12 protein-coding genes are annotated in these 12963 nt (G+C 44.0%); 4 read left to right on the top strand and 8 right to left on the bottom strand.

What is annotated here, in order from left to right; translation table 11 throughout:
• Positions 1-2 precede the first annotated feature (2 nt).
• The gene (locus tag IM792_RS17080) at positions 3-1907 is read left to right on the top strand and encodes a DUF3857 domain-containing protein (protein WP_194103117.1); all 1905 of its coding nucleotides are present in this window, start codon (positions 3-5) and stop codon (positions 1905-1907) included.
• A 4-nt stretch (positions 1908-1911) separates the two neighbouring features.
• Here the strand turns inward: IM792_RS17080 and IM792_RS17075 are convergent, their stop codons facing one another.
• The 8 genes from IM792_RS17075 to ribD form a co-directional block, all read right to left on the bottom strand.
• Positions 1912-3573, bottom strand: coding sequence for a trypsin-like peptidase domain-containing protein (locus tag IM792_RS17075; protein ID WP_194103116.1), 1662 nt, complete (start codon positions 3571-3573; stop codon positions 1912-1914).
• Positions 3574-3643: 70 nt separating this feature from the next.
• Positions 3644-4780 carry a TlpA disulfide reductase family protein gene (locus IM792_RS17070; RefSeq protein WP_194103115.1) on the bottom strand — a complete coding sequence of 379 codons (1137 nt, stop codon included), beginning with the start codon at positions 4778-4780 and terminating at the stop codon, positions 3644-3646.
• Positions 4781-4920: 140 nt separating this feature from the next.
• Positions 4921-5940, bottom strand: coding sequence for a biotin synthase BioB (gene bioB / locus IM792_RS17065; RefSeq protein WP_194103114.1), 1020 nt, complete (start codon positions 5938-5940; stop codon positions 4921-4923).
• A 24-nt stretch (positions 5941-5964) separates the two neighbouring features.
• Positions 5965-7314, bottom strand: a complete 1350-nt coding sequence (gene mgtE / locus IM792_RS17060) for a magnesium transporter (RefSeq protein ID WP_194103113.1) — start codon at positions 7312-7314, stop codon at positions 5965-5967.
• 86 nt (positions 7315-7400) lie between these two features.
• Positions 7401-7679 (bottom strand): hypothetical protein, encoded by a 279-nt coding sequence (locus tag IM792_RS17055; protein WP_194103112.1) that lies wholly within the window; start codon positions 7677-7679, stop codon positions 7401-7403.
• Positions 7680-7757: 78 nt separating this feature from the next.
• Positions 7758-8261, bottom strand: coding sequence for a DinB family protein (locus tag IM792_RS17050; protein ID WP_194103111.1), 504 nt, complete (start codon positions 8259-8261; stop codon positions 7758-7760).
• A 50-nt stretch (positions 8262-8311) separates the two neighbouring features.
• The gene (locus tag IM792_RS17045; RefSeq protein ID WP_194103110.1) at positions 8312-8926 is read right to left on the bottom strand and encodes a YigZ family protein; all 615 of its coding nucleotides are present in this window, start codon (positions 8924-8926) and stop codon (positions 8312-8314) included.
• A gap of 9 nt (positions 8927-8935) precedes the next feature.
• On the bottom strand, positions 8936-9991 hold the full coding sequence (gene ribD, locus IM792_RS17040; protein WP_194103109.1) for a bifunctional diaminohydroxyphosphoribosylaminopyrimidine deaminase/5-amino-6-(5-phosphoribosylamino)uracil reductase RibD: 1056 nt from the start codon (positions 9989-9991) through the stop codon (positions 8936-8938).
• Between the two features lie 33 nt (positions 9992-10024).
• Here ribD and prmC point away from each other — a divergent pair, with 33 nt between their 5' ends.
• The 3 genes from prmC to IM792_RS17025 all read left to right on the top strand — a co-directional run bounded on the left by prmC (position 10025) and on the right by IM792_RS17025 (position 12911).
• Entirely contained in the window at positions 10025-10891 is an 867-nt protein-coding gene (prmC, locus tag IM792_RS17035) for a peptide chain release factor N(5)-glutamine methyltransferase (RefSeq protein ID WP_194103108.1), read from the top strand.
• 73 nt (positions 10892-10964) lie between these two features.
• The gene (locus IM792_RS17030) at positions 10965-11468 is read left to right on the top strand and encodes an RICIN domain-containing protein (protein ID WP_194103107.1); all 504 of its coding nucleotides are present in this window, start codon (positions 10965-10967) and stop codon (positions 11466-11468) included.
• Between the two features lie 12 nt (positions 11469-11480).
• Positions 11481-12911, top strand: a complete 1431-nt coding sequence (locus IM792_RS17025) for a PQQ-dependent sugar dehydrogenase (RefSeq protein WP_194103106.1) — start codon at positions 11481-11483, stop codon at positions 12909-12911.
• Positions 12912-12963 lie beyond the last annotated feature (52 nt).

Raw genomic sequence — 12963 nt, 5'->3', positions numbered from 1 at the left:
TCATGAAACGTTTTTTTAGCCTGATCTTAATGGCAGGCAGTTTATTGGCCAAAGGCCAGCAAAACTATGATGTATCGCTTATTTCAAAGCAATTAATGCCTTATGCATCATCAGTAGTGCGTTTAAGCGAGGAATCTATTGAGGTTGCTGATGCCGGTTCGCAAACTTATCGTATTAAAAAAGCCATAACCATTTTAAACAGAAGCGGCGACGACGAAGCGGAGATACTGGTTTGGCATGATAAAACAACGTCAATAAAATACATTAAAGGTTTTGTGTATGATGGCGGTGGCAAACTGGTATCTAAGTTTAATGAGCGTAGTTTTGAGGATGCCTATGCCGGTAATGATTTCTCTCTGTTTGAGGATGCCCGTGTAATGCACTTTCAGCCCTCTGTTATGGATTATCCATATACCATTGAATATGAGTACGAAACGCGAAATAAGCAAACGCTCTCCTTCAATAGCTGGGTACCCGCTAACAGCACCAATATGGCGGTTGAAAAAAGCTCATTTACATTTACCTGTAAACCGGGTTTCCTGATCCGTTATAAAGAGATCAATCTGCCCGGCGCTGTACAAAAGGGTACTAACAAGGCGGGTATGAATACTTTTACCTGGCAGGTAAGCAATGTTAAGGCCACACGCGAGGAACCTTACAGTCCCAATGCCGATAAATTTTTGGCCATGGTAAAAACAGCCCCGGTCGAATTTAAGTACGGCACTTTAACGGGCACTTTTAGCAACTGGAATGAGTTGGGCAAATGGGTTTACGACCGTTTATTAGCGGGCAGGCAGGCTTTGGCTCCATCAACTGTGGCGCAAATAAAAGAGCTTACTAAAGGTATTACCGACGAAAAGCAGCGTGCCAAAAAAATATACGAGTACATGCAAGATCGTACACGTTACATCAGCATACAGATAGGTATAGGTGGTTTTCAGCCATTCCCGGCGGCTGATGTTGACAGGTTAAATTATGGCGATTGTAAGGCACTGGTTAATTACACCCAGGCTTTATTAGCGGCTGCCGATATCAAATCATATTACTGTGTGGTTCAGGCTGGTGGGCGTAAGGTTGATTTTGATCCCTCATTCGCTTCCATGAATGCCGGTAATCACGTTATACTATGCCTGCCTTTTAAAAACGATACTACCTGGTTGGAGTGTACCAGCCAAAAAATGCCGTTCGGTTATCTGGGCGACTTTACGGATGACAGAACCGTATTGGCCTGTACCCCCGAAGGCGGTGTGCTATTACACACTCCTAAGTATACAGCCGATAAAAACTTACAAATTCGCAAGGCTACCCTTAAGCTTGATACTACCGGAGAGATAATAGGCGACATGATCACCACCTACAAAGGTACTCAGTATGAAAATCAGGAAAGCCTGACCTATGAGTCGTTCTCTGACCAGATCAAGGGTATCAAAAAATCATATGCCATAAATAACCTTGAGGTTAGCAAGCTTAAGTTTGATAAGAATAAGGATATAAATCCAAACCTTAACGAGGAACTGCAATTCATAGCCCGCGATTATGCTTCGGTAACGAATAATAAGCTGCATTTTACACCCAACCTGGCTAACAGGAGCCGTGGCTTGCGCGAGATACGTAATCGTGCCACCGATGTTTGTATACAACGGGGGTATACCGATGAAGACGAGATAGTATACACGCTGCCCGCCGACAACTACAGGCAGGAGAAAAAACCGCTGTTGGTAATCATTGAAAAGCCTTTTGGCAAATACACCGCATCGCTGATATTGATTGGTAATAAGCTAACCTACAAGCGCCGCATGCAGTTACTTGATGGTACATACAGCAAAGAAACCTATGCCGAACTAACGAGGTTTTTTGAGGATGTAGCAGATGCCGATAATTACAGCACAATATTAGTTAAGCAGTAGCATGTTATTTAACATGCTCTGCTAAAAAAGATTCAATAACCTTAGCCGGCAATACTAATGTAGTGGTGCGGCTAAAGCGGGCAATGTTAATGCCGAAGAAATTGCCCTGAGTGTCAAATACCGGGCTTCCGCATTGTTCGGGCAATAGGGCAGCATCATGGGTGAACATACCGGTAAAGCCATCTCTGCGTTCGCTTTTGCCGCCTTTAAATAACTCGGCGGGGTGTTTTGCTGCACCGGGTTGCTTTTTGCCTAATACAACGGTTTTGGTGTATTGCTGACCGTTGCGCGATATCGTAAAAGAAATGGTGTCACCGGGCCAGTACTTTTGCATTTCAAGTCCGAAATCGTCATTTTTTTTCATTGCGATATTATTTACAGCCTGCACCACATCATCCACCAAAACATCACCTTTAGCGGCAGGGGAATTGGCTTGTACATAAGTTATAACAGGCGGCACCGCATTGTAACCAACAGCCGCGCCTAAGTAACCAAGGCTCCAGTAACGAGGCAGGTTAACATCAATACTGCCTAACATGCTTATAGTAGCCTGCTTTGTTGGTAATGGTGTTATCGATAACCGGCCAATAAGCGGCGCATCAGTATTAGTTATTGGTAGCGTTATGCTTTTTTGTGATGATGAAGGTATTTGTAACAATATCAGGTCGTTTTGCCTGTCGCGGGCTATGATCTTAGCCGGACTGACTTGGCCTTTAAATATTATTATCGCCTTACTACCCACCATTGAATTTTTACTGATAACATACTCCGCCTTACCACCAAAATTTATAAGTGTTCCGTAAATCATAGTGCCCGGTGTATCAACTATACTAATTATATACACTAAATGCCGGTCAAGCTTAAATTTTTTTGTAAGATAATTAGCCGTAGTTCGCATATTGGATAATCCAGGCAAGGCTATTGTTTTTTTGATCTCATCCTTAATTACAGCCTGGCTATCAGTAGGGTATGCGGTGTAAAGTATTGGCTTTTGCAAGGCGTTCCAATATTTATGATACAGGTCAACAGGTACTTCATAGTTGGTGTCTTCATCCGTATTAATGGCACTATGTATACCGATCACCCTACCCATATAATCAAACAGCGGGCCACCCGAATCACCCGGCTCCATTTTGCAGGTTGATTGTATAAAACCACGCTCATTCTTAATGACAGTTATCCGCCCGAAGCGTACAGTAGGCTTGGGCTGGTTCAGGCTTTCGGGATAGGCAATACTCAGACATGGCTCATTTATTTTTATGTTTGATGAGGATGCCATGGGAGCGAAGGGCCATTTGCCCGGCGTGATCATCTTCATCAACGCGACATCAGGAACGGTGCGGTCATCCTGCAACTCAATTTTGCCTAATGCTGTGGCTATAGCCTCTTTTCCATCGGCAAACATAACCTTGTATGTTTTGCCGGGAATAGTTACGTGGGCCGCCGTTAAAATGTAGCCATCGGCGCTAACTACCACACCGCTAAACTGCGCGCTCATTTGCTGGCGACTAACCGTATCAAAACCCCACATACGCACACTTGGCAAATAAGCTGTGCTGATGGCTTTTTGTAGAATAGTTTCCAATTGTTTTACATCTACCTTTTGGGCAAATGTTGTTATTGCTGATATAATTAAACAGGCGGTAAATAATATCTTTTTCATCATATAAAAAAGCACCACCTGTACGTATGTTGTAGCAAGTGGTGCCGGTATAGCATATTCTAACTGGTGGCGTTTAGTTCATTAATTCGGCAAGCTTTTTATTGAGCGATTCTCCGCGCAGGGTGTTACCTATCACTTTGCCATTGCGGTCAACTAAAAAGCTTTGGGGTACAGCCCTCACACCGTACAAACGCCCAACGGCATTGTTCCAGCCTTTAAGGTCAGATACCTGTGTCCACGGCAAACCATCCTTTTCAATAGCGGCAAGCCAGGCGGCTTTATTATTATCTAACGATACAGATAAGATTTCGAACCCCTTATCCTTATATAATTTGTACTGCTCAACCAAGTTAGGGTTTTCGGCACGACAAGGCACACACCAGCTCGCCCAAAACTCAACTAAAACTACTTTGCCCTTAAAGTCGGTTAATGATACAGGCTTGCCGCTCACATCACTTTGAGTAAAAGAAGGTGCCGCCGAACCAATGGCCGTTAAGCCTGCCGCTTCAATACGTTGCAGTAGCTCTTTGCCCATGTCGGTTTGCTTTAGTTTAGGGTCGAGCGCCGAAAAAACGGGTTGTATCTTTTTGACATCAACCTTTGTTCCGGCCGATTCGGACAAACCAACCAGCGCGAAATACGATTTAGGATTGCTTTTGGCGAACAGATATTGCTTCTCCGACCTTACATCAATACTCTTACGGAAAGCAGCATTAATACCCGCCATGTAAATGCTATCCTTTTGCTGTTCGGGAGTAGCCTTGGCAAAAGCGGCGTTGGCAGCCTTGGTCAGATCCATAATGGTGCCGCCAATTTGTTTATTATAGGCCTGAAATTCGTCGTACACCTTTGAGCCGCTGAATTTGGCATTGATCAACGAGTCGGCCGAATTGATGACGATGTTCTCTTTGCCAAAATAAAAGTATACAACATCGGCATTTGGCGCGTAAATAGAGTGGGGCTTACCCTCGCCGGTATGATCAAGCGACATGCGCGTGTTGCCTACGCTGCTAAGCTCTCCCGTAAATTTAAACTGACCGTTTAATACTGCTGTTGAATCCTCATGACTGGTGCCATTACTATCCATATAATCAAAGTAAACTTTGGCCGGTTTATTCAGGTTGCCTATTTTGCCTGATATAGTAAATTTTGAAGTTTGAGCCATTGCCACAGATGGCAACAGCAATGCGTATAGTAGCGTTTTTTTCACTTATTGTAACGGTTAGGTAATGAGTTACCTAATATAGTGATAAAACGTTTTTCTAAACAATGGATTATCCGATTTTTTGCAAACAAAAAGGGCGCTTCCAAATTTTCAGAAGCGCCCTTTAAATATGTGTAGAATAGGTGTTAACCTATAACCTCATTAATGCTCATTTCCCTAACTTCCTTAGCTTCGTTAGGGCGGCCGTTTTTGAATGCTTTGCGTGGTGTAAGGCCCAACAATTCAAACATAGCCATATCATCAGCAAAGGCAGGGTTTGGAGTGGTCAATAATTTATCACCCGCAAAAATTGAATTAGCACCAGCCATAAAGCAGAAAGCCTGCTCTAAAGTGCTCATCTCGGTACGGCCTGCTGATAAGCGCACAACTGTGCGCGGCATAATGATACGCGCCGTTGCTATCATGCGTACCATATCCCAAATGGCAACACGTGGCTGATCGGCTAATGGAGTACCCTTAACAGGTACCAATGCGTTAATAGGCACTGATTCCGGATGCTTTGGCAGGTTTGAAAGGGTTTTCAGCATCGATATACGATCCTCAACCGTTTCGCCTAAGCCGATGATACCACCGCTGCAAACAGTTATTTTAGCCTTACGTACATGCTCAAGCGTTCTTAAACGGTCATCATAAGTACGGGTGGTGATAATTCGCTTGTAATCATCCTCCGATGTATCTAGGTTATGGTTGTAAGCATACAAACCAGCATCGGCCAAACGTTGTGCCTGGCTTTCGGTTAGCATACCCAAGGTACAGCAAACTTCCATATCCAGTTCGTTAACGGCTTTCACCATATCAAGTACCTTGTCAAAGTCGCGGTTATCACGTACTTCGCGCCAGGCAGCACCCATACATAGGCGAGAGGCACCACCAGCTTTCGCTCTTTCGGCAGCGGCAACAACCTCGTGCTTTGGCATAATGGCATGTACGCCAACACCGGTATTGTAACGTGCGGCTTGCGGACAATAAGCGCAATCCTCGGTGCAACCACCTGTTTTAATTGATATAAGTGAACTTATTTGTACTTCTGAGTAGTCCTTATTTTCGCGGTGAATAGTGGCCGCGCGGTAAACCAGGTCAAGTAAAGGCGAGTGGTAAATCTCGGCAATTTCGTCCTGTGTCCAGTTGTTTCTTACCTCTGTCATCTCTTGAATTTTGATGGTTCAAATTTATAATAAAAGCTTTGAAGCTACCCATAATGGTAGCAAAAAACCAAAACAATCTGTAAACGTGGTTATTATGATGGATGATGCCACCGCCGGATCAATACCAACACGCTTTAATATAAGCGGTATGGATGCCCCGGTGATGCCAGCGATGAGCAAATTGCCCGTCATAGCCAAAAAAAGTACCAAACCCAGCATCGGGTTGGCATCATAAAATAAAGCCACTAAAAGCACTATCAACCCGTTCGATGCGCCATTGATCATACCTACCAACAATTCCTTTAAAACCGTGCGGTAAGCCTGGTTATCGGTAAGGTCGCTTAATGATATACGCCTTACAGTAACCGCCAAAGCCTGCGTGGCCGCGTTTCCGCCCATACCTGCAATAATGGTCATGTATGCCGACATGATAGGCAGTGCTTTTACCGTATCATCAAAACTACGGATGATGGATGCGGCCAGGAAAGCCGTCCCCAGGTTGATCACCAGCCAAGGAAGGCGGCTCTTTACCGCGTCCTGCCAGTTACCGCTCAGTTCCTCATCTTCAGATACACCGGATATTTTCAATATATCCTCGGTATTTTCCTCCTGCAATACGTCAATAATATCATCAACCGTAATGCGGCCAAGCAATTTCATGTGCTCGTCAACTACCGGGATGCTGTTAATGTTGTATTGCTGTATAAGCCTGGCAACTTCTTCCTGGTCAACATCGGCCTGTACGTAAACAAATTCGGTTACTACAAGTTCGCTCATCATTACATCATGGCGCGATTTAATAATGTTTTTTAGCGATACGATGCCCTGCAAAATATCATCATCATTAATGGCGAAAATGGTATAGAATTCTTCCTGTTCTTCTGATTGTTTGATAATGGCATCCAGCGCCTCCATTTTATTCATGCCGATGTTTACCGTGGTTATCTCGGTGGTCATCAAACCACCGGCGGTATCTTCGGCATAGCTTAACAGGGCGCGTATATTACTGGCATCCTCGTGGTCAAGGTCGCTTAATATTTCCTGCTGTTCGTCCTCATCAAGTTGGGCGATAATGTCGGTAGCAACATCGTCATCCAGTTCCTCAACTATCTCGGTACGTTTCTCCGGGTCAAGGTTGATCAATATCTCCTCCGGGTGATGCTCCTCGTCCATCTCGGCAATTACATCCGATGCAAAGTCGGCCGGGAGTATGGATATGATCTTTTCTTTTGCCTCCTGCGGTAATTTCTCAAACAGTATGGCAATCTCCGAGGCATGATACTCATTCAGAATTTTCTCCAAATCAGCATCATTACCCTCGAGCGCAATTTTTATGCGTTGTAAGTCGGTTTTATCAAGTTCAAAAGATTGCATACATGCCTAATGTAGCTAAAATTGTGCCTTACTAAAAATAAAAAAAGGGCGGTAAATACCGCCCTCTCATCATCTATGTTTGTTGGTTAAGCAACTTTTTTAAGTTTGTACGATGTATTCTCGTGATTTATAACGAGTTCATCAATACTTACTGATTCAACCGTGATACGGCGTTCGCCTGAGCGATCGTAATTATGAACAATGAGATACATACCATCCTCAGTCCTTACTATACGGAATGGCGATACGATAGTGCCCGAATTTTTTGAATCTTTAAAATAACTGATTTTTAAGAGGTGACGTACAAAGTCAAACTCAAAGCGTTTCTCGTTTTCGAGATAGATACCCAGGGGCAGGCTGTTCATGTTGTTAGTGATAAAATATACAACATAAACATGGTCTGCTACAGCTTTGTTTTATAGTTCAGATATTTATTTTCAGGATCAGCCAAACGTTCTGTCATCAGCCGATGGGCCATAAATAGATGGTACCGGGATATCATTTAACCGCATGTAAACGGTTAGCTGACCGCGGTGGTGCACCATGTGGTTTATGCTCGATTCAATGCTATCTCTACGGCCTTCGGTATGTAAAACAGTACCGCTGTTTTTAAGTGAGAATGTACCATCCAGATCGCCATCCTTAACACCGGCCAATATATCAATGGCCTTTTGTTGGTTCTCCTTAAAATGGTTAACCAGTTCATCAGTAGTTTGTGGTTGAAAGTGGGTGTACGTTGCAAAATCAATATCATTGCCTTGGGTTATTTGATATATCCATAGCGGAATTTCGGCTACCAAAAGCGTGAGATAACCCAGCTCCATCGATTTTTCGTGAGGCTTATAGCCAAATAATGATTCGGGGATACGCTCCAGGCATTTTAATGATGCGGTATACTCGGCCTCCAGTTCATGAATGCGGGCCTTTGCAAAATCAACGTCGTTCATGGTGATGGTTTTTAATGAACTACGTTTTTAAAGCTCTAATTGTTTGCTTGTTAGCTCTGATGCAGAAACTTAACCTTTAAGCCATCTATGCCATTTAACCGGCCAAGCGCCTTATTAACCTGCTGCTGTCTTATGGAAAGGATGATGCTGCATTGGTTATCAAAATTCTGCTCGATAATCTCCAGCGCTTCATCTTTTATTATCCGCATCACATCGTTCATCTGCAAGTAATCAAAGCCTATGCTGTAAACATCATTTACCGTTTTTTGTACGATGGTTGTTTGTTTTATGGCTTCTTCGGTCGCGGTTTTATAGGCATTGATCAATCCCGGAACACCAAGCAATGTCCCACCAAAATATCTAACCACCACCACAAATACATTGGTAATATTATGCGATAATAAAGTATTCAATATAGGCCTGCCTGCGGTGCCTGATGGTTCACCATCATCATTAAGGCGAAATATAGAACGGTCGGGTGTTAAGCGCAGCGCCCAGCAATGATGGCGTGCTTTTGGGTGCTCATGTTTTACCTGATTGAGCAGGGCCTTAACATCATTTTCAGATCTGATAGGATATATATAACCAATGAATTTGCTGCCGCGATCGCTAAATAAGCCCTCGGCGGGTTTTTCAATGGTTTGATAGGTATCGTCAAAAAGCATCAGTAAAAATTAAAAGGCGGTAGCGTTCAATAAAATTCTTAAGCGATCAGCACCAACGGCTTCTTCCGAGTGTAGCGTACCACTGATGGATGGGGCTTTTATGCCATTGATCAGACTGTTGCTACCGGTAAATATTCGGGCCTCATCCCACAAGCCAGCCTCAATAAAGCTATTTAAAGTATGTACGCCACCCTCAATAATAACCGATTGTACATCCTGCATATAAAGTTGAAACATGATGTATTGCGGCACAAAGCGGTCAAAATCCTCTAAGGCGATGTATTTAATGTTGCCGTCAATATCGGTCTTAACCTCATTAAATATCATAGTTTCTATGGATTGATCAAACACATGCAGCGAATGGTCAAGTTCCAATCTGCGGTCAATTATTACACGCTTTGGCGATTTGCCCTGCCAGTAGCGCACATTTAATTGCGGATTGTCAATAGCAACAGTGTTCTTTCCGGCGAGTATGGCATCTTCTTCGCTACGCCATTTGTGTACTAATTTACGGCTTTCAGTACCGGTTATCCAGTACTGGCATTTATCGGCAGGGGCAAAGAAGCCCTCGTGGGTTTGCGCCCATTTTAAGATGATATAAGGTCTGTGCTTTTGTACCCTGGTAAAAAACCGACGGTTAAGCCACTGGCATTCCTGCTCTAAAATGCCTGTTTCAACCTCAATACCGGCGGCAATGAGTTTTTCGATGCCCTTGCCATCTACCTGCGCAAATGGATCGCGGCAGCCAACAACTACTTTGTGTATATGGTGTTTAATGATCAGATCGGCACAGGGGGGCGTTTTGCCATGATGCGCACAGGGCTCAAGCGATACGTAGATAGTTGCCTGAGCTAAAAGCTCAGCGTGGTTAGGATATTTTGCAATAACACTGTTGATAGCATTCACCTCGGCATGTGGCCCGCCGTAACGCTGGTGCCAGCCCTCGCCAATAATGGTATCGTTATACACTATTACCGCGCCAACCATAGGGTTCGGGCTAACCGAACCTGCACCTAAACTGGCTAATTGCAAACAGCGCTGCATATATTTTTGATGCCCAAGCATGGTGCAAAAGTAGCTTTTATGTTACTTTGTTGCATGGAAACTGTAAAGGATGTGTTCAATAAATTCAGGCAAAGGCTATTGGCGGTATATGATACGCAAGAAACTGAGGCGCTTACACTGGCTGCCGTTGCCGAAATAACACAACTTGGTAAGGCTTCCATCAAAGCTTTCCCCGAGCGTGAACTGAGTGATGAACAATCAACTAAGCTTGATGATATTGCCACCCAATTACAAAGCGGTAAACCCTTACAGTATATTTTAGGTAAGGCTGAGTTTTTCGGGTTAACATTCAATGTAAATCCATCGGTATTAATACCTCGACCAGAAACGGAGGAACTGGTGGAGTGGGTTATTGAGTCAGTGGTTAGCGGTCAGAGGTCAGTGGTTAGTAGTGAACTAAGTGTTTTAGACATTGGTACAGGGAGTGGTTGTATCGCTATCAGCCTTAAGAAAAATCTGGCCGGGGCTAACGTTTCGGCAATGGATATTTCTGTTGATGCTTTGCAAACGGCGCAAGGCAATGCCGCGCTGAATGGGGTAGAGGTGAATTTTATGGAAGCGGATATACTTTCGGCAAAGCCTGATGAGGCAAAGTATAATATTATTGTTTCCAACCCGCCATATGTTACCTCGCATGATAAGCGCCAAATGCACACCAACGTTACCGACTTTGAACCACATACCGCGCTCTTTGTACCCGATGAGGAGCCGCTATTATTTTATAAAGCCATTGCCGATTATGCATTGCTAAGTTTAAAAAGGCCGGGTATGCTATTCTTTGAAATAAATGAAAGCTATGGGCCCGAAACTGTGGAGATGCTCGTGGCCAAAGGATACAAAGATGTGGAATTACGTAAGGATATGAGCGGCCGAAACCGAATGGTAAAAGCTTTGTTATAGTGTTGCTATTGGGTTATTTATCAGTAATTTAATAGCACAATTAAATTAAGCTGCTTTTTAACACACCACCATCATGAAAAAAACATTGCTGCTCATCTGCATTGTGCTATTTGCTGTTGCGCGTTTATCGGCACAAGTAATTAAAGGTAATTATGCCATAAAAAATACCGAAACCGGTTTGTTGCTACGCGTAAAGGATGCCAATAGCAAAAACGGCACCCCGCTGGTTTCATACTATCCGCAAAACTGGAAATGCATGACCTGGTCCTTCAAACACCGGGAAGGTAATACCTATCAACTGCAAAACCTGTTCACCAATAAAACATTTCAGCCGCAGGCGGCACCCGCGGCTAATGTATCGCTCGAGGAGCAGCCTCTTGCCGCCGATGCTAAAAACCAGCAATATGAATTTGTTGCCGCCGGTAAAGATGCTTACCTGATCAAGCTGAAAAATTCTGACCTGTATTTAACTCCCGGCGATAAGGAAGGAGAATCTGATGTGCCTGTAATTTTGGCTAAGAAGGATGGTGGCAAGCATCAGCTATGGACAATTTACGAACAATCACCCACCATGTAATTGTTTGTGAGCATGAAGATCAAAATATTTATGGCTGCTTCGGCAGTAGTGGGGTTGCTGGTGGCAAGTAGTTTTATCTATCAGGATAAAGATAGCGTCAAGCAGTTGGTTAAGGAACCGGGTTTTAAGATAGATACCTTAGCAACCGGCTTGATAGTGCCCTGGCAAATCACCTTTTTGCCTGATGGTGCCATGTTGTTTACCGAACGTGCCGGTCGCGTGCGTTTATACCGTGGCGGTAAGCTTTTGCCCGAACCTGTTTTTACTGTTGAAGATGTAGCCGCCGACCGTAAAATGGGTTTGTTAGGCCTGGCTCTGCACCCCGATTTTAAAAAGAACAATTACGTATATGTCGCCAGTAATTATACCGAGCAGGGCGATATGAAATTGAAGGTACTGCGCTATGTTTTTAAGGGCGGTAAGCTTCAAAAGCCGCTTACTGTAATTGAAGGCATCCCGGCTAATCAAAACCACACGGGTTGCCGCTTGGTATTTGGCCCTGATCGTAAATTATATATTACCGCTGGTGATGCCGATAAACCTGCCCAAGCGCAGGATCTGAAAGCATTGAATGGAAAGATACTTCGGGTTAGTGATGATGGCTCTATACCTGCCGATAATCCGTTTGCGAAGAATGATACAGCCCGCAAACAGATATGGAGTTACGGGCATAGAAATCCGCAGGGATTGGTATTTCAGCCCGGCACTAATATTTTGTTCGATACCGAGCACGGCCCTACCGGTGGCGACGAGGTTAACATCATCCATAAAGGCGAAAACTATGGCTGGCCGATTATTCACCATCGCGATACACGAGCGGGTATGAATACACCCTTGCTTGAATATACGCCCTCCATCGGCCCCGGCGAGGCTATGTTTTATAACGGTAATGCTTTCTCCGAATTAAAAGGCGATTTGCTGGTGGCTTGCCTGCGTGGCGAGGGTATATTGCATATCAAATTAAAAGGTACCAAAGTGGTAAGTCAGGGGATGTTGTTTAAAAAACAATTCGGGCGTATACGCTCGTTGGTTACCGGGCCCGATGGTAGTTTGTATCTATCAACCTCTATGATCGATGAACCGGAGAGCCGAAGTTCATCGCCTTTTGATATGATCATCCGCATCAGTTCAATAGGCAAACAACATAACTTTCCGGCACAGCCGATAGCGGGTAATACGGTGTTGGCAAATGCCAGGCCTACCACGCCGCAATTATTTCAGCAACTATGCGCCGCCTGCCATGGTGATAAATTGCAGGGCACAGAAAAAACCAAGGCTTTATTGGGCGGCAACTTTGCCCACGGCAGCGATAAAAAATCTATTGTAAATAACATTACCAATGGCATTACTGAAAAGGGAATGCCTGCATGGGGCGGGGCGGTTAGCGCTGCGGATATTGATAAATTAGCCGATTTTATTTTAGTTACATCTAAAAAGCAATAACCTACATTATTCCTGTTATCTCTTAATAAAATTAGTATTTACTAAAAATATT

Origin of the sequence: Mucilaginibacter sp. JRF (assembly GCF_015223065.1) — a bacterium.
Classification (GTDB): domain Bacteria; phylum Bacteroidota; class Bacteroidia; order Sphingobacteriales; family Sphingobacteriaceae; genus Mucilaginibacter.
This window is presented reverse-complemented; position numbering and strand designations above follow the sequence as displayed.